Here is a 16,352-nt window from a genome sequence, read left to right as displayed (position 1 = left end):
TTCCCGGGCAAAATTCAGTCAACCAAGGCCCAAAGAACGCATTGTTTTTTGGCGGTTTTTGCATATATTGCGCCGCAACGCATAGGGTGCCCGGTCGATATGGCCGGGCTTCCTTTTTGGGCGCAAAGCGCCCTGTTTCCAGTCTTCCAGCGTTGTTTCGAGAAGAGGTCCCGGTCCGACCGGCGAGATCGCGCTTAACCCATTGTTCGACCGCAAAGAAGCTCACTCATGAACCTTCGTAACGTCGCCATCATCGCCCACGTCGACCACGGCAAGACGACCCTGGTCGACAAACTCCTGCAGCAGTCCGGCACGTTCCGCGAAAACCAGAAGGTGACCGATCGCGCCATGGACTCCAACGATCTGGAGCGCGAGCGCGGCATCACCATCCTGGCCAAGGCTGCCTCGGTGCAGTGGAAAGACACCCGCATCAATATCGTCGACACCCCCGGCCACGCCGATTTCGGCGGTGAGGTCGAGCGCATCCTGAACATGGTGGACGGCGCCCTGGTGCTGGTCGACGCCGCCGAAGGCCCGCTGCCACAGACCAAATTCGTGGTGTCCAAGGCGCTCAAGGTCGGCCTCAAGCCGATCGTCGTCATCAACAAGGTCGACCGCCCCGACGCGCGCCCGACCGAGGTCATCAACGAGGTGTTCGACCTGTTCGCGGCGCTCGACGCCAGCGAGGAGCAGCTCGACTTCCCGATCCTGTACGGGTCGGCCAAGCAGGGCTGGATGGCGGATAGCCCCGAAGGTCCGCAGGACAAGGGCATGGAGCCGCTGTTCGACCTGATCCTGCGCCACGTCGCCCCGCCGAAGGTCGAGGAAGGTCCGTTCCGCATGATCGGCACGATCCTCGAGGCCAATCCCTATCTCGGCCGCATCATCACGGGCCGCATCTCCTCCGGCGTGCTCAAGCCGAACCAGCAGGTCAAGGTGCTGAACGCCGAGGGCAAGCTGGTCGAGACCGGGCGCATCACCAAGATCCTGGCCTTCCGTGGCCTCGAGCGCACGCCGCTCGACGAGGCCGAAGCCGGCGACATCGTCGCCATCGCGGGCCTGACCAAGGGCACCGTCGCCGACACCTTCTGCGATCCGAGCGTCGAGGTGCCGTTGCCGGCGCAGCCGATCGACCCGCCGACCGTGTCGATGTCGTTCATCGTCAACAACTCCCCGCTCGCCGGCACTGAAGGCGACAAGGTGACCAGCCGCATGATCCGCGACCGTCTGTTGCGCGAGGCCGAGGGCAACGTCGCGCTGCGCGTGGTCGAATCCGCTGACAAGGACGCGATGGAGGTGTCCGGCCGCGGCGAATTGCAGCTCGCGATCCTGATCGAAACCATGCGCCGCGAGGGTTTTGAGCTCTCGGTGTCGCGTCCGCGCGTCGTCTACCAGAAGGACGAAGCGACCGGCGCCACCATGGAGCCGATCGAGGAGGTCGTCATCGACGTCGACGAGGAGCATTCCGGCGTCGTCGTGCAGAAGATGAGCGAGCGCAAATCCGAGCTGATCGAGATGAAGCCCTCGGGCGGCAACCGTCAGCGCCTGGTGTTCTACGCGCCGACCCGCGGCCTGATCGGCTACCAGGGCGAACTGCTCACCGACACCCGCGGCACCGCGATCATGAACCGCCTGTTCCACGGCTATGCGCCGTACAAGGGCGAGATCCAGGGCCGCCGCAACGGCGTCCTGATCTCCAATGACCAGGGCGAAGCGGTGGCCTACGCCATGTTCAAGCTGGAAGACCGCGGCCCGATGATGATCGAGCCGGGCTGGAAGGTTTATCGCGGCATGATCGTCGGCGAGCACACCCGCGACAACGACCTCGAGATCAACGTGCTCAAGGGCAAGCAGCTCACCAACATCCGCACGACCTCGAAGGACGAAGCCGTGCGCCTGACCCCGCCGATCCGCATGACCCTGGAAAAGGCGCTCGCCTATATCGAGGACGACGAGCTCGTCGAGGTCACCCCGAAGTCGATCCGCCTGCGCAAGAAGCACCTCGACCCGAACGAGCGCAAGCGCGCCGAAAAGGCCAAGGAAGCGGTGGCGTAAGGCCGCGGCACACACTCACTGTCATGCCCCGGCTTGACCGGGGCATCCAGTACACCGGGGCTTCTCGGCTCACCAACGATCGTCTCTGGAATACTGGATCGCCCGGTCAAGCCGGGCGATGACAGTTGTGCGTGTGGCGACTTCAGCACTCTTCACGAACGTGCTAGAGCCCGCCCATGACTTCCTTCCCCTCCTCCGTCGACGTCGCCATCATCGGCGCCGGTGCCGCCGGCCTCGGTGCGGCGCATGCGCTGGCGGGCCGCGGCCTCGCCGTGATCGTGCTGGAGGCGCGGGACAGGCTCGGCGGCCGGGCCTGGACGGTGCAGGCCTCGCCCGAGGTGACGTTCGACGTTGGCTGCGGCTGGCTGCATTCGGCCGACAAGAACTCCTTTGTCGCAATCGCGCAGCAGCTCGGTTTCGAGCTCAACAAGGACCTGCCGCCCTGGCGCGAGCGCGCCTATGGTAATGCGTTTCCGCAAGCCGAGCGCGACGATTTCATGCGCGCCATGGACGCGTTTTACGAGCGGCTGTGGGAAGCCGCACAAAAGGGCCAGGACCAGCCCGCGAGCCGGAGCCTCGAGGCGGGCAATCGCTGGAATCCCATGATCGACGCGATCTCGACCTACATCAACGGCTGCGAGCTGAAGGACATGTCGACGCTCGACTGGGACGCCTATGAGGACACCAATTTCAACTGGCGCGTCCGTCGCGGCTATGGCGCACTGGTTGCGACCTATGGCGCGCCCTGTCCGGTGGCGCTGAACTGCAAGGTCACGCTGATCGATCATTCGGACAAGCGTATCCGCATCGAAACATCGCAGGGCACGCTGACCGCGGACAGAGTGATCGTCACCGTGCCGACCAATCTGATCGCTGACGAGACGATCCGCTTTTCACCGCCATTGCCCTCCAAGGTCGGCGCAGCCGCCGGCCTGCCGCTCGGCGTCGACGACAAGGTGACGCTGGCGCTCGACGACGCCGAAGCCTTTCCCAGGGAAGGCAATCTGCGCGGCGCCACCATGCGCACCGAGATGGGCACCTATCACATCCGCCCGTTCGGCCAGCCCTGTATCGAAGGTTTTTTCGGCGGCAGCTTTGCCCGTGCGCTGGAAGGCGCCGGCGAAGGCGCCATCGCCGCGCACAGCATCGACGAGATATCAGGCTTCCTCGGCAACGATATCAGGCGCAAGCTGAAGCCGCTGTACGAGTCGCGCTGGGCGCGCGATCCCTTTGCGCGAGGCTCGTATTCGCACGCGCTGCCGGGGCATGCAGGCGACCGTGCCGTGCTGGCCGCACCGGTGGATGGACGGCTGTTCTTTGCGGGCGAAGCGACGTCGCCGACGTTCTTCACGACGGCGCATGGGGCGCGAGATAGCGGGGAGCGGGCGGCGAAGGAAGTGCTGGCGGCTTTGGGCAAGCCCTAGCCGCACACGCCGTCATTGCGAGCAGCGACTTGTCCGCCGAACCCTCGGCGGAGGCGGAAGCAATCCAGAATCTTTCCGCGGAGGGATTCTGGATTGCTTCGTCGCAAGAGCTCTTCGCAATGAGGTGATGAGAGAGTTGCCCAACTCAACTCACTCGATCACCCGCGCCCGCAAATCCGCATCCGGTACGAAGCACGCATCATACTTGCCAAAAATGCGATAGCGATTGCGCGCGACAAGGCTGTAGACGAGATCGCGCAGCGATTTCGGCACGGCGAACAACGCGCGCACCCAGCCCCAGCCGGGAAGCTGCGACAGCACTGTCAGCGCTGCATCTGACTTCATGAAGACCTCGCCGCCATGGACGACTGCGTTGGTATCGGGATCACCGGGATCGATGCCGAACGTGCGCGCGAGCTTCGCGCCGTAATCCGACTGGATCGGCGCGAACCGAAACCGCTTCGCCCTGTCACGCTTGGCGACGAACCGGACCCAGCGCGAGCAGAAGATGCAAACGCCGTCGAACAGGATCACGTCATCGTCGGGCCATCTTGGCATCAACGATGATCCCATGATTTCTTGGTGGCCATTGGCCCGCGCTGGTTCACCGCCCGCGCGAGCTCGCCGCTTGCGGCTTTCACGCCGGCTTCGGTTTCGATCATCCAATGGCCCTCGCTGCCGACGGCCGGCAGCGAGCGAAACTCGGCCTTGCCCCCACTGCCGCGAAAGGCATCGACGAGTTTCTGCGAAAACGCCGGCGCGAAATAGCTGTCATTGGCGGCAACGAGCCATGTGACGGGAATGCGCGCGGCCTTGCCGAACTCCGCTGCGGCGGCAAGCAGCGTATGGGGCGCGCAGATCCGGTTCGGCTCATCATTGGCATGGCCGCCGCGCCCGGGCGCAAACACGGCGATCGCGGAGATCGCTTTCGGATCGGCATCGGCGAGCGCCAGCGCCCCCCACCCGCCGGCGGAATGACCGATCACGATGGCGGCGTCCTTGCGAATGAAGTCCTGCTTTCGCAAATGCTCCAGCGCGAGCCGGATCTCCTCGGCCGTGACACGGCCTGAACGCGCATAATCGGCCTCGTCGCAGCCGCCCTGGTCCTCGACATAGCGGCCGCCGGTCGCGCCGTGGCCGAGCCGCTCCGGCACCAGCACGGCAAAACCGCGCGCGACAAGATAGGCGGCAAGCGCCCTGTATTCCGGCTGCGGCATTTGGGCACGACGCAATCCGTTCTGCGTCGAGGCGTGCGCGATGACCGCAAGCCGGAACGGACCTGCGCCGGCGGGACGAAACAGCAGGGCATGCGCGGCAATGTCGGTATCCGGCGACGGCACGCGCCACTGTTGTCGGCGAAGCGGCTCGCCCTCCTCGCCCGACGGGCCAAACGTGACCTGAGCGCACAGAGGCGGCGCAGTCAGCAAGGCCAGCAGAGACAGGAGCGCGATGGTGGTGAGGAGCCGCATCAATGGCCGAGGGCGAACGCGAACAGCGACAGCCACACTAATAGGAACGAATCACCATGGGCGAACTTTCTGCGTTGCCATTGCCGTCCGCTCGTTGCCGCAACAGGGGTTTTGCACCGACACACGGCACGCCAGTGCCCTCGGAGTTGGCGTCCTGTCTTTTTTCGGTACAACATGATTGAGAAACTGATGCACAAAGTCCACACGTTAACCGATAATTAACGATAGCTCTTGCCGCCGGCGCGGCGACTTGGTTTGATTGCCTCCATGAGCACAACTCTGATCGAGGTCCGGCCGGCCAAAGCTGCAGATGCAACTGCGGTGGCGTCAACTCATGACGAAGCCTGGCGCTCGGCCTATCAGGGCATCATTCCCGGCGCCGAGCTGGAAAAGCTCATCAACCGGCGCGGTCCGCAATGGTGGGATAGCGCGATCCGCAAGGGCAGCCGCGTCAGCGTGCTGGTGTTCGGCGACAAGATCGCCGGCTACGCCAATTACGGCCGCAACCGCGCCCGCAGCCTGCATTTCGACGGCGAGATCTACGAGCTCTATCTGCGACCGGAATTCCAGGGCCTCGGCTTCGGCCGTCGCCTGTTCGCTGCCGCCCGCCGCGACCTGGTGCAGAGCGGGTTGAAGAGCATGGTGGTGTGGGCGCTGTCGGACAACGACCCGGCAACCGAGTTCTACCGGGCGCTGGGCGGCCGCATGGTGGCGCGCTCGTCTGAGCGTTTCGGGCCGAAGGCACTCGACAAGGTTGCCTTCGCTTGGACCAATTGAGCTGCTGAAAGCTGAAGCGGCAGCGTTTTCCTTCCGTCGATACCGTTTGCCTTTGCGCCGGTGACTTCGGGATTCATTATTTCACAAAAACGCGATGGATCAGCGGGCCAAGCCCGCGTATGACAGCGCCAAAATCGCTGCCGGGCGCGATTTTACCTCGGCAACAACGGAGCCTTGAATGCGTATCGATGCGGTCTCGATCGGGAAGAACGTACCTCATGAGGTCAACGTCATTATCGAAGTCCCCGTGGGCGGCGAACCGATCAAATACGAGATGGACAAGGAGGCCGGCACGCTGGTGGTCGACCGCTTCCTCTACACGCCGATGCGTTACCCCGGTAACTACGGCTTCATTCCACACACGTTGTCGGATGATGGCGACCCCTGCGACGTGCTGATCATCAACACCCGCGCCATCATTCCGGGCGCCGTCATGAGTGTGCGCCCGGTCGGCGTGCTGTTCATGGAGGACGAGGCCGGCGGCGACGAAAAGATCCTGGCGGTGCCGTCGTCGAAGCTCACGCAGCGCTATGACAAGGTGAAATCGTACTCCGACCTGCCCGACATCACGCTGCAGCAGATCCAGCACTTCTTCGAGCACTACAAGGATCTCGAGAAGGGCAAATGGGTGAAGATCCTGCGCTGGGGCGGCCCGGAGGAAGCACACAAGCTGATCCTCGAAGGCATGGATCGCGAGAAGAAGAAAAAGGGCTGATCCCTACAGTCATTCCGGAGCGCGCGTCAGCGCGAACCCGGAATCCAGAGGTCGGGGCGCGAGATTCTCAGGTGCGCAATTGCGCACCATAGTTCGGCTCTGCGAGCTCCGGAATGACCCTCAACTACACCGCCGGCTTCGGCAGCCCTGCGATCGCACAGGCGGCGCGGAGCGTGTTCACCAGCAGGCAGGCCACCGTCATCTGGCCGACGCCACCCGGCACCGGCGTGATGGCGCCGGCCACCCCAAGCGCTTCCTGATAGGCGACGTCGCCGACGAGGCGCGTCTTGCCGTCTTCCCTGGGGATGCGATTGATGCCGACGTCGATCACGGTCGCACCCGGCTTCAGCCACTCGCCGCGCACCATCTCCGGCTTGCCGACGGCGGCATAGACGAGATCGGCCTTCTTCACGAGCCCGGGCAGGTCGCGCGAGCGCGAATGCGCGATCGTCACCGTGGCGTTCTCGTTCAGCAGCAATTGCACCAGCGGGGGGCCGACCAGATTGGAGCGGCCGATGACGATCGCGTTCATGCCCTCCAGCGAGGCGTGCACGCTTTTGGTCAGGATGATGCAGCCGAGCGGCGTACAGGGCGACAGCGCCTCGAAGCCGCCGGCGAGCCGACCGGCATTGCTCGGATGCAGGCCGTCGACGTCCTTGGCGGGGTCGATGGCGTTGATGACCGCTTCCGTGTTCAGCCCCTTCGGCAGCGGCAGCTGCACCAGAATGCCGTGCACCGCCGGATCGCGGTTGAGCTTTGCGACCAGCGCCAGCAGGTCTGCCTGCGAGACGTCGGCCGGCAGCTTGTGCTCGAACGAGGCCATGCCGGCGCCTTGCGTCTGGGTGTGCTTGGAACGGACATAGACCTCGCTGGCGGGGTCGTTGCCGACCAGGACCACCGCAAGGCCGGGCACCAGTTTGTGCTCGCGCTTGACCCTTGCGACCTCGTCGGCCACGCGCATACGGAGTTCGGCGGCAATGACTTTTCCATCGATGATTTTGGCGGTCATGTCAGTTCCTCAATCTGTCGATTTGGCGTCTGCCGCTTTGACTTGGACGAGCTGGCGCAGGGCTTCGCCGAGCCGCGCCGGAGCGCCGTCGACCGCGACCTGCTTCAGCCGCGAGGTGGCACCGGATAGCAGCTTTACGCTCGCCTTGGACACGCCAAGCGATTTGGCCAGCAGGACCAGAACAGCCTTGTTGGCCTCGCCGCCATCGGCAATGGCACGCACCCGCACCTTGAGCACGCTGCGGCCGTCGGCCAATTGCTCGATCCCGTCGATGTCGTCGCGGCCGCCGCGCGGCGTCACCCGCAGCGCGATGCTGATTCCTGTGGCCGAGTAGCGCCAGGGTTCCCTGAAGGTCTCGTTCGCGACCAAGGCGCTCCAGCCCGCTCAGATCACGTTCGGGTAGATGTAGTACAGGATCACCCGCTCGATGAACATGATGATCAGGATCAGGATGATCGGCGAGATGTCGAGGCCGCCGAGGCTGGGCAGGAAATTGCGAATCGGGGCCAGGACCGGCTCGGGGATCCGGGACAGGAACTCCGCCACCGCCGACACGAACTGGTTGCGGGTGTTCACGACGTTGAAGGCGATCAGCCAGGACAGGATCGCAGAGGCGATCAGCAGCCAGACGTAGAGGTCGAGCACGATGATGACGATGTCGAGAACGGCACGCATGATTTTGAAGACTCTGGCTTTTGAAGACTCTGGCTCCGGTCGGGATTGACGCCTTTTGCTAGATATCGGTTCCGTTAGGCCCAAACAAGGGAAGTCGTGCCGGGGATAGCTAAAACCGCCTTACACCCGTCCTTGACTTGACCTTGGCGGGGACTTAAATGGCGCCCGGTTGTCGGCCGCGTTGACCAGAGCGGCCAGCAAAGGGGCCATAGCTCAGCTGGGAGAGCGCGTCGTTCGCAATGACGAGGTCGGCGGTTCGATCCCGCCTGGCTCCACCAGCCTTCGCTCGCTTCGCGACCTACGGCTGGCAAGCCAGCCCTGCTCTCTCGTAGCGAAGTGAGCGAAGGCTGCCCCGCCATAGCCCGAAGGGCGACGGCTGACTTCCCCCCAGCCTCTCCCTACCTCCCCGTAAACCGCGGCGGCCGCTTCTCCATAAAACTCGCCACGCCTTCCCGGAAATCGCTGCCGGCCAGCGCCACCATCATCTCGCGATTGGCCTCGATCGTCGCCTCGGCCAGCGTCTGGAACGGCACCTCGTAGAGCTGGCGCTTGATCACGGCCATCGCGCTCGGCGAGACGAAATCGGCGAGATCACGCGCATAGGCATAGGTCTCCTCGCGCAGCTTTTCGGGCGGGCAGAGCCGGTTGACCAGACCGATCCGCAGCGCCTCCTCGCTTCCCACGCGCCGGGCCGAGAGCAACAGATCCATCGCATTGGCATGACCGACGATGCGCGGCAGCATCCAGCTGATGCCGTGCTCGGCAATCAGGCCGCGGCGCGCGAAAGCCGTGGTGAACACGGTGTTGTCGGCGGCAAAGCGCTGATCGCAATAGAGCGCGTGCACGAGGCCGATGCCAGCCGTTGCACCATTGAGCATGGCGATGACCGGTTTCTTGATCGACGGATAATAGCCATAGCGCGTCTGCCAGTCCGGCCGGCGGTTCATGTCGAAAGGCGGCAGGTTTGATGCGCGCCTGACGTCGTCGGGATCGAGCCCTTTCAACGCGTCCATGTCGGCGCCGGCGCAAAAGGCGCGGCCGGCGCCGGTGAGCACGATGACGCGGACATTGTCGTCGGCGCTCGAGGCCTCCATTGCATGACGCACGTCGCGCTCCATGGTCGGCGTCCATGCATTCATGCGATCAGGGCGGTTGAGCGTGATGGTCGCAATCTTGTCGCTCACCTCATACAGAATGTGCTCGTAGGCCATGGCGCTCTCCCTTTGTCTGCCGGCACGCGTTCGCGCGCTCGTTGGCAACAAGCCTAACATATCCAGAGCAGAGGGAGAGACTTGCGCCAAGAACCTGCGCCAAGAACCTGCGCGCAGGCGCGATCACTCGGCGGCTTGCGCGAGCACGGGCCGGCGTGCCAGCCAGCCGTCGATGAAATGGTCAAGCCAGGCGCGCTCCGCGGCATCGTAGACGGCACGATCGGCGAAATGGTGGTGCCGCTGCCGCGCTCCCGGCGCGCTGAAGCCGTCATAGCCGCGTGTGGTCCAGCGATGCATCATCGCGTAGGTCACATCGGGGTGGAACTGGACGCCGAAGGCATTGCCGGCGCGGAATGCCTGCACGGGAAAATCATCGCCTTCTGCCAGCAGCTCGGCGCCGACAGGCAGCTCGAATCCCTCGCGGTGCCAATGATAAACCTGCGCCGGCCAATGCGGGCAGAGGGCATGGCCCGCGGCGGTCGGCCTGATCGGATAGTAGCCGATCTGGGTCAGCGCCTGCGCATGCGGCGCGACGCGCGCCCCGAGCTGCATCGCGAGCATCTGCGCGCCCAGGCAGATGCCAAGGAACGGCCGCTGCTCGCGCAGCGGAATTTCGATCCAGTCGATCTCGCGGCGGATGTAATCATCGGGATCATTCGCACTCATCGGGCCGCCGAAGACCACGGCGCCGGCATGCTGATCGAGCGTCTCGGGCAGGGGATCGCCGAAACGGGGACGGCGAATGTCCAAGGGATGGCCAAGCGCGCGGAGTGCGTTGCCGACGCGGCCGGGTGTCGAACATTCCTGGTGCAGGATGATGAGAACTGGCCGCTTCGTTGCGGAGGCGGTCGCACCCGGCGTCCTTCTCGGGAAGGGCACCACCTCTGCGCCACCAAACCTGTCCGTCCGGAACGACATGGCCTCTGCGAGTGCTATCGATTCAGGCTGTCAGCATAGCTAAGCGAAGGTTAACATCGTGTGAGTTTGCGCACACACGCCCCCAAACTGAAGCAAGCTCCGGGCCACTACGGGCGCCGCGCGCTGAGTTCAGTGCCGCTGCCGCTGGAACCGGCTGGTGGCCGACAGGATGAAGCCGCGCGGAAAGAACCTCAGCGCGAATGGCACGATCTTGATGCCGAGACCGGGCAGGACTGCCCGTTTATTGGCCATCAGGCCTCGATAGGCCTCTTGTGCGACAACGGCGGCGGGAACATTGAGCAGGGCCGTATCGTGTCCGGACCCAACGCCGGCGCGCGCCTGGAATTCGGTCGGCACCGGACCCGGGCAAAGCACGGTGACACGAACGCCGCGCGGCGCGAGCTCTGCCCGCAGCGCCTCGGTGAGGGAAATCACATAGGCCTTGGAAGCGTAATAGACGGCCATGCCGGGACCGGGCAGATAGCCCGCGACCGATCCGACATTGAGCAGGCCGCCCTTGTTCCTGATCAGCTGGTCGGCGAAGCGCAGCGACAGATCCGTCAATGCCCGCACGTTGACGTCGACAATGCCGACCTGATCGGCGCGATCGCACTCGATGGCGTCGCCGAACACGCCGTAGCCGGCATTGTTGACGAGATTGTCGAGCTCGACGCCTTCGGCGGCGAGCGCCGCCGCGATGGTGTCGCCGGCATCCGGCTGCTGGAGGTCGCAAACGATGATAATGGGCTTCTTGCCGCCCCTGGCGGCGAGTTCGGCGGCCAGCGCCTGGAGCCGGTCCGCGCGCCGCGCCGTCAATGCCAGGCGGTGTCCATTCGCGGCGAATACACGCGCCAGCTCCGTGCCTATGCCCGCCGAGGCACCGGTGATCAAAGTTACCCGCTCAGTCACGATCCAGGTCTCTTGCCAAGTCTCTTGGTCCAAGTCTCTTGAAGTGAAGATTTTTGGCCTCGCAATTCCGGGACGAGAGCATAAGCCATGCGCGACAGGCAAGCTGCGTTGGCAGCATGGCCGCGTGAGCGGAAATCAGGGAGAGCGAGAAAAACCGTGGATTTGCCGGCAAATCCGGCGGCGGGGCGGAGGGCGGCTACATTAAAGTTTCGTCATGTGATCCGTACAACCGGGCATCGGCACGGCTCGCGCGGGGGCAACCACCGACGGCGCTGTCCTTCAGCTGGCCGCCAGCGCGCTCCGCGACGGCGTGCTTGAGGTCGATCCGGTCGCGCTGGGATATGCCGAGCAGATCGGAGGCGCGCCAGACCACGTTGTCCTCGAACTCGCTGACCTGGCCGTCGGCATAGACCAGCTCCCACATCATCTGCACGATGCGCTTGCGGCCTTCTTCGTCGAGCGAGCGCATGATGACACTGGTGAAGTGATAGAGGTCCACCGCCTCGCCCTCGACCTGGGTGGCATCCGTGATCAGACGGTCCGCGGTGCCGCGATCGAGCCCGAAATGGCTTTCGATCAGGCTGTGCAGCTTACGCTGCTCGGCCGCGCTCGGCTGGCCGTCCAGCGACACCACATGGACCAGCAGCGCAGTCGCCGCCAGGCGATAATCGCTATCGCCGAATGCGCGATCCCCGCCTTGGGGAGCAACAATGTCGGCGATAAATTGGCGCAGGCCGTCGAGCATAGGGTCCTACCGTGATCGAGGACGCCGCAAGGTGGGCGGCTGTTACCGGTACTATATGAGCGGGAAACTCAACCGGCGCAACGTGCGTCAGTTCCGCGCGCGCATTACGTTTACGCAATCTGGCCATTCTTTATGCCGTCACGCTTCGCTGCGCTCGCAATCACGGAGCTTGAGGCTGCGGCCCGGCCACAAGCTCAGGGAATCTCGTACACCACCATCTTGTCGGCGATGCCGCGCAGCGCGGCCTGTTTCTGGATCGGCTTTATCGCGCGCTGCTCCAGCACCTCGGCAACCGCGGGTGCGTCGAGCACCGGGCCGGTGATGTGGATCTCCTGCGCAGTCGACAGGCTCTGCACGCGGGCGGCGATGTTGACGGTCTGGCCGAAATAATCCTGCCGCTCGTTCAGCATCACCGCAAGGCAGGGACCTTCATGGATGCCGATCTTGAGAACGAGGTCATTGGCGCCGCGCTGCTTGTTCAATTCGTCCATGGCTGCACGCATGCGCAGTCCCGCGTTGATGGCGTGCTCGGGCCTGACGAAGGTCGCCATGACGGCATCGCCGATCGTCTTCACAACCGCGCCCTTCTCGGCGGCGATGATCTCCAGCAGCGCACGGAAGTGCGCCCGCACGAGATCGAAGGCGTTGAGATCGCCGACGCGCTCATACAGCGCCGTCGAGCCCTTCAGGTCGGTGAACAGAAACGTCAGCGACGTGATCTTCAGCCGCTGGTCGACGTTGAGATTGTCGGCCTTGAAGACGTCGCGGAACGTCTGATTGGACAGCATCCGCTTGGCGGTCAGGATCGGCTTTCGCTTGCCGATCATCTCATGCAGAGCGTCCGCGGCAATCCAGACCGACGGCAGCACGCGATTGCCCGACTGGTTCTCGAGCGTGAGACGCAGCGGTCCGGGGCGCATCACGGTGGTCCCCGTCGGCGCCTCCAGCTTGTTGAACATGATCGAAAGCTGCTGACGCTCGCTCGTCGGCTCGCCCTGAACGTCCAGGAAATGGGCGGAATGGGTGACCGGCTCGAAGACGATGATGAACTGGCTGGGCAAGTTCAGCGACAGGATCGCCTTATCGCCGGCGGGCAATTCGAGTGCTTCGAGCGTCACTTCGTTGATCAGGCGGGAAAAGGATTCCTCGTTGATGTCGACGCCTGAGCTCCAGAACATCTGCCGCACATACTCCCAGATCGGCAGCGTGTCGGGATCATGAGCACCGATCCGGCGGACCCGCGGACTGACGGTGAAGGCCACTTCGACCATCTCGTCGACGGACGCCTCGTATCCGGCCGCGCAGAGGGCGCAATTGTAGTCTTCGTGCTTCAACGACTTCAGCGTCGCGTGCGCGCCCAACCCCCCGCCGCAGCCGGGACACAGCACGTTCCAGCTCATGTCGAACAGCCCGAGCCGCGAGGCGTGCAGGAATCCGGAAATGACCTTCTCCTGGTCGAGCCCGGTACGATCGGCAAAGTCGAGCGCATTGATCCGGTTGAGCTCGCGATCATGACCGTTGGCGATCAGCTGCGCGATGGCCTCCACGACGACGGGATCGGCGGTCTGCTTCAGAATTGAAAACTGGGCCTGGATGTCGCTCATGGCGGGACTCTACCTAAATGGATCACGCCGCCGGTCCAGGCAATCGCCTGTCACCGACGCGTGATGCGGAACATGGGCGAGTGATCCGGCTGGGTCGTGACGACACCGAGCGGGACCACGGGGCTCGCCTGATCGGCAAGCTCGACACGGAACGCGCCGATCAGCCGGGCCAGCGCCAGCACGGATTCGGCTTGCGCGAACGGCGCGCCGATGCAGACGCGCGGACCCGCGCCGAACGGCAGATAAGCGAAGCGATCGGGTGCCTCCTTCGACATGAAGCGCTTTGGAACGAACGCGTTCGGCTGGTCCCACAGCTTCTCGTGCCGGTGCAGCAGCCAGGGCGCGATCATGATGATGTCGCCCTTGTCGATCTCGATGCCGGCCGCATTGTCCTTCTCGCGCGCGGCACGCGCGACCAGGAACGCCGGCGGATAGAGCCGCATGGTCTCCTCGATCACCGCGCGGGTGAACTTCTGCCGGTCGATGTCGGCGATGCTGTCGAGATGCTCGCCGCGCGTCTCGGAGGCGACCTCCTCCTGCGTCTCCGGATCGAGCGCGAGCAGATAGAGCGCCCAGAACAGCGCCGTCGCCGTCGTCTCGTGCCCCGCGAGGATCATGGTCGCGACCTCGTCGACGAGCTGCTCGTCGGAAAAGCCCTCGCCGGTCTCGGGGTCGCGCGCGGCGTCCATGAGGTCGAACAGATCGCGCGGCGGCGCCCCGTCCTTCTTGCCGGCTTCGCGCCGCTCGGCGATCAGCGTGGCGACGAATGCGGTCCAGCGTTTGCGGAAACGGGCGCGGGCGAAATCCATCGGGCTCGGCCACGACACCGGCAGCAGCATGTCGAGGAAATACGGCCGTCCCAGCCGGGCAGCATATTCCATGATGAAATTGCGCAAAGTCGCGCCATGGCGCTCCATGCCGAACGAGAACATCGTGCGCCCGGCGATTTCGAGCGTCATGTGCTGCATGATCTCGCGCAGATCGACGTCTTCGCCTGCGCGGGCGTCCAGCTTCGCGATGGTCTCGTCGAGCACTGCCGTCATGTGCGGGACGAGATTTGCGGTGGCGCGCGGCGTGAAGGCCGGCGCAAGGGTGCGGCGCTGAAACGTCCAGGAATGACCTTCCGCGATCAGGAGACCGTCGCCCAGCACGGGGCGCAGCATGCGGATGCCCGCCGGCGTGCGCGAATAGTTCTCGTAATTGGTGAGCAGGACGTGCCGGATCGCGTCGGGCTGGTTCAGGATGAAACTGTTGCGGAGAAAGAAGCGGCCCTTGATGACGTCTTCCTCGTAGGCGCGCTGCCCCCAGGTGGCGATCATGTTCTGCCGGATCACGGCAAGCCGGCCGAAGAACGACATGTCATCGGGCGCACGCGGGGGAGCCGGAGGGATGATGGGCCGACGCACGCTGGCGATGTTCATGACTCTCTCCCGAGAGATGTGACGCAGGTCAATAGCTAGTAAGTCAGTTCGGCAATCGCAATCCTGTTCTCCAGTGCGGGCCAAGTGCGCGCCACAATTCGTTCTTCGCCGAATTGAGCCACGATGTTACGTCCAACCTCGCCGGCTGCAAGCCGCAATGTTGCTGCCGAATCCGTCGGCACGCCCGGCTTGACGTCGGCCGGCTCCTTGCCGTCCAGCAACACCACGTCTCGCGGCAGGCCGAAGTAGCCGCGCGGCCGCGACATGATCACGACCGCGCCGGCGTCCTTGTCGGCTGGGCCGAGCGGCCGTGCAGCGCGCAGATGGACGACGTCGGACGAGCGCGGGAACGGCGAGCGGTAGATGTGCGTAATCGGCGCGCCCGGTGACGTCAGCACGAATTCGAGCGACCAGGCGGGATCGACCTGCGCCGGGCCCCAGCGGCCATCGGCGCCGGTGTTCGCGCTGTACACCGCGCCGCCCTTGCGCTCTCCGGTGTCAGGATCGACGCGGAAGATATCGACGGTTGCACCCGCCACCGGGCGGTTGGTCGACACGCCGCCCGGCGTCCCCGTGACCAGGCCGCTCAACCGGACACTCGTCTCCGGCACGATCGCGATGCGTGTGGGCTCGCGGCCGGCGATGAACTTGTAGATTTCGCGGAACGCGCGCGGGTGGAACGCCACCTCGCGGTGGTCGAGCGCCCCGAGCACGAGGTTGGTGGCGCCCTTCAGCTCCGGCCCTTCATGGGTAACACCGGTCGGCGTGCCGGGCTTGCCGATGAAACGTCCGTCGGCCTGGGCGTATTTGTCCATGCCGTCGCTGCGCAGTGTGAGAAAGGCAACTCCCGGCGTCACCTCGCTCTCGCCTTCGTTCAGGCTGCGCAGGAACGTACCGCGGCCGTTGAATTCGTTGTTCGGCTGGTCGTCGGTCGCAAACACGCCGTGATTGGGGGTGCCGCACAAGACGGCGTGGCTGACATCGCCGGCGCCGCCGTTCTTGATGACATTGCGGATCGCATAGCCGCCGCGCGAGCTGCCGACCAGCGCCACGCGGGCCGCTCCGGTGCGGCGCTTGAGCTCGGCGATGGCAGCGGTGAGCTCGCGGCGTTGATCCTCAGTCGATGAGCGGTTCGCCTGCTCGACCTTGTCGTCACTGCGTGCCACCGGATCGGTGAAATTGATCGCCATCATGCGGTCCCGCGCAAAGCCGTTGGACTCCATCCGCCACAGCGTCGTCATCCAGAGCGCGTCGTAATCCCCATTGCCGTGCACGAACAGGATCGGCGGCAGCTCGGCGTTCGGCGCAGCGGCGGGCGCGGTCTGGGCAAGCGCGCCCGTCCGCAAGCTCGCAATTGCGAAAGGCGCGCTCGCAGCCCCCTGCAGGATCGTCCGTCGCGACACCTTCATCTGTTCCTCCC

16 protein-coding genes and 1 tRNA gene are annotated in these 16,352 nt (G+C 64.6%); 5 read left to right on the top strand and 12 right to left on the bottom strand.

Annotation, left to right across the window (positions count from 1 at the left end; translation table 11 throughout):
• Positions 1 to 228 precede the first annotated feature (228 nt).
• Positions 229 to 2,055: a translational GTPase TypA gene (gene typA, locus X268_RS33310; RefSeq protein ID WP_128928871.1), complete on the top strand. Its 1,827-nt coding sequence runs from the start codon at positions 229 to 231 to the stop codon at positions 2,053 to 2,055.
• 176 nt (positions 2,056 to 2,231) lie between these two features.
• The gene (locus X268_RS33305; protein ID WP_128928870.1) at positions 2,232 to 3,479 is read left to right on the top strand and encodes a flavin monoamine oxidase family protein; all 1,248 of its coding nucleotides are present in this window, start codon (positions 2,232 to 2,234) and stop codon (positions 3,477 to 3,479) included.
• 150 nt (positions 3,480 to 3,629) lie between these two features.
• On the opposite strand, the gene X268_RS33300 is transcribed toward X268_RS33305, so the two are convergent.
• A complete protein-coding gene (locus tag X268_RS33300) occupies positions 3,630 to 4,037 on the bottom strand; it encodes a thiol-disulfide oxidoreductase DCC family protein (RefSeq protein WP_128928869.1) in 408 nt (135 codons plus the stop codon).
• The gene (locus X268_RS33295; RefSeq protein ID WP_128928868.1) at positions 4,037 to 4,948 is read right to left on the bottom strand and encodes a dienelactone hydrolase family protein; all 912 of its coding nucleotides are present in this window, start codon (positions 4,946 to 4,948) and stop codon (positions 4,037 to 4,039) included. Before X268_RS33295 ends, X268_RS33300 begins: the two co-directional genes overlap by 1 nt.
• Before the next feature lie 267 nt (positions 4,949 to 5,215).
• On the opposite strand from X268_RS33295, the gene X268_RS33290 reads away from it, so the two are divergent.
• Positions 5,216 to 5,725 carry a GNAT family N-acetyltransferase gene (locus X268_RS33290; RefSeq protein ID WP_128928867.1) on the top strand — a complete coding sequence of 170 codons (510 nt, stop codon included), beginning with the start codon at positions 5,216 to 5,218 and terminating at the stop codon, positions 5,723 to 5,725.
• Positions 5,726 to 5,903: 178 nt separating this feature from the next.
• Positions 5,904 to 6,440: an inorganic diphosphatase gene (ppa, locus tag X268_RS33285; RefSeq protein ID WP_128928866.1), complete on the top strand. Its 537-nt coding sequence runs from the start codon at positions 5,904 to 5,906 to the stop codon at positions 6,438 to 6,440.
• A 124-nt stretch (positions 6,441 to 6,564) separates the two neighbouring features.
• On the opposite strand, the gene folD is transcribed toward ppa, so the two are convergent.
• From folD to X268_RS33270, 3 genes are read right to left on the bottom strand one after another with little or no spacing between them, the layout of a single operon-like run.
• On the bottom strand, positions 6,565 to 7,449 hold the full coding sequence (gene folD, locus X268_RS33280) for a bifunctional methylenetetrahydrofolate dehydrogenase/methenyltetrahydrofolate cyclohydrolase FolD (RefSeq protein WP_128928865.1): 885 nt from the start codon (positions 7,447 to 7,449) through the stop codon (positions 6,565 to 6,567).
• A 9-nt stretch (positions 7,450 to 7,458) separates the two neighbouring features.
• Positions 7,459 to 7,818, bottom strand: a complete 360-nt coding sequence (locus X268_RS33275) for a DUF167 domain-containing protein (protein ID WP_128928864.1) — start codon at positions 7,816 to 7,818, stop codon at positions 7,459 to 7,461.
• Positions 7,819 to 7,833: 15 nt separating this feature from the next.
• Positions 7,834 to 8,124 (bottom strand): YggT family protein, encoded by a 291-nt coding sequence (locus X268_RS33270; RefSeq protein WP_128928863.1) that lies wholly within the window; start codon positions 8,122 to 8,124, stop codon positions 7,834 to 7,836.
• 202 nt (positions 8,125 to 8,326) lie between these two features.
• On the opposite strand from X268_RS33270, the gene X268_RS33265 reads away from it, so the two are divergent.
• Positions 8,327 to 8,402: transfer RNA gene (locus X268_RS33265), tRNA-Ala, on the top strand.
• 120 nt (positions 8,403 to 8,522) lie between these two features.
• Here X268_RS33265 and X268_RS33260 read toward each other — a convergent pair.
• The 7 genes from X268_RS33260 to X268_RS33230 form a co-directional block, all read right to left on the bottom strand.
• The gene (locus X268_RS33260) at positions 8,523 to 9,335 is read right to left on the bottom strand and encodes an enoyl-CoA hydratase (protein ID WP_128928862.1); all 813 of its coding nucleotides are present in this window, start codon (positions 9,333 to 9,335) and stop codon (positions 8,523 to 8,525) included.
• Between the two features lie 123 nt (positions 9,336 to 9,458).
• Complete coding sequence (locus tag X268_RS33255; RefSeq protein WP_128928861.1) at positions 9,459 to 10,253, bottom strand: glutamine amidotransferase; 795 nt, start codon at positions 10,251 to 10,253, stop codon at positions 9,459 to 9,461.
• A gap of 129 nt (positions 10,254 to 10,382) precedes the next feature.
• Positions 10,383 to 11,162 carry an SDR family NAD(P)-dependent oxidoreductase gene (locus tag X268_RS33250; RefSeq protein WP_128928860.1) on the bottom strand — a complete coding sequence of 260 codons (780 nt, stop codon included), beginning with the start codon at positions 11,160 to 11,162 and terminating at the stop codon, positions 10,383 to 10,385.
• Positions 11,163 to 11,358: 196 nt separating this feature from the next.
• Entirely contained in the window at positions 11,359 to 11,907 is a 549-nt protein-coding gene (locus X268_RS33245; protein WP_245477722.1) for a tellurite resistance TerB family protein, read from the bottom strand.
• A 194-nt stretch (positions 11,908 to 12,101) separates the two neighbouring features.
• Positions 12,102 to 13,511, bottom strand: a complete 1,410-nt coding sequence (locus X268_RS33240) for an adenylate/guanylate cyclase domain-containing protein (protein WP_128928859.1) — start codon at positions 13,509 to 13,511, stop codon at positions 12,102 to 12,104.
• 50 nt (positions 13,512 to 13,561) lie between these two features.
• Positions 13,562 to 14,932 carry a cytochrome P450 gene (locus tag X268_RS33235; protein ID WP_128928858.1) on the bottom strand — a complete coding sequence of 457 codons (1,371 nt, stop codon included), beginning with the start codon at positions 14,930 to 14,932 and terminating at the stop codon, positions 13,562 to 13,564.
• 35 nt (positions 14,933 to 14,967) lie between these two features.
• Positions 14,968 to 16,341 carry a hydrolase gene (locus tag X268_RS33230; protein ID WP_128928857.1) on the bottom strand — a complete coding sequence of 458 codons (1,374 nt, stop codon included), beginning with the start codon at positions 16,339 to 16,341 and terminating at the stop codon, positions 14,968 to 14,970.
• Between the last annotated feature and the right edge of the window lie 11 nt (positions 16,342 to 16,352).

It is taken from the genome of Bradyrhizobium guangxiense (assembly GCF_004114915.1).
GTDB lineage: Bacteria > Pseudomonadota > Alphaproteobacteria > Rhizobiales > Xanthobacteraceae > Bradyrhizobium > Bradyrhizobium guangxiense.
The sequence above is the reverse complement of the archived record's forward strand: the minus strand, read 5'-3'. Positions and strand labels throughout refer to the sequence as shown.

Excerpts from the sequence above, each read along its gene's own strand:
- X268_RS33240 (WP_128928859.1), bottom strand. The coding sequence starts at position 13,511 with ATGAGCGACATCCAGGCCCAGTTTTCAATTCTGAAGCAGACCGCCGAT.
- X268_RS33295 (WP_128928868.1), bottom strand. The coding sequence starts at position 4,948 with ATGCGGCTCCTCACCACCATCGCGCTCCTGTCTCTGCTGGCCTTGCTG.
- ppa (WP_128928866.1), top strand. The coding sequence starts at position 5,904 with ATGCGTATCGATGCGGTCTCGATCGGGAAGAACGTACCTCATGAGGTC.
- X268_RS33300 (WP_128928869.1), bottom strand. The coding sequence starts at position 4,037 with ATGCCAAGATGGCCCGACGATGACGTGATCCTGTTCGACGGCGTTTGC.
- typA (WP_128928871.1), top strand. The coding sequence starts at position 229 with ATGAACCTTCGTAACGTCGCCATCATCGCCCACGTCGACCACGGCAAG.
- X268_RS33230 (WP_128928857.1), bottom strand. The coding sequence starts at position 16,341 with ATGAAGGTGTCGCGACGGACGATCCTGCAGGGGGCTGCGAGCGCGCCT.
- X268_RS33270 (WP_128928863.1), bottom strand. The coding sequence starts at position 8,124 with ATGCGTGCCGTTCTCGACATCGTCATCATCGTGCTCGACCTCTACGTC.
- X268_RS33305 (WP_128928870.1), top strand. The coding sequence starts at position 2,232 with ATGACTTCCTTCCCCTCCTCCGTCGACGTCGCCATCATCGGCGCCGGT.
- X268_RS33260 (WP_128928862.1), bottom strand. The coding sequence starts at position 9,335 with ATGGCCTACGAGCACATTCTGTATGAGGTGAGCGACAAGATTGCGACC.
- X268_RS33245 (WP_245477722.1), bottom strand. The coding sequence starts at position 11,907 with ATGCTCGACGGCCTGCGCCAATTTATCGCCGACATTGTTGCTCCCCAA.
- X268_RS33255 (WP_128928861.1), bottom strand. The coding sequence starts at position 10,253 with ATGTCGTTCCGGACGGACAGGTTTGGTGGCGCAGAGGTGGTGCCCTTC.
- X268_RS33235 (WP_128928858.1), bottom strand. The coding sequence starts at position 14,932 with ATGAACATCGCCAGCGTGCGTCGGCCCATCATCCCTCCGGCTCCCCCG.
- folD (WP_128928865.1), bottom strand. The coding sequence starts at position 7,449 with ATGACCGCCAAAATCATCGATGGAAAAGTCATTGCCGCCGAACTCCGT.
- X268_RS33290 (WP_128928867.1), top strand. The coding sequence starts at position 5,216 with ATGAGCACAACTCTGATCGAGGTCCGGCCGGCCAAAGCTGCAGATGCA.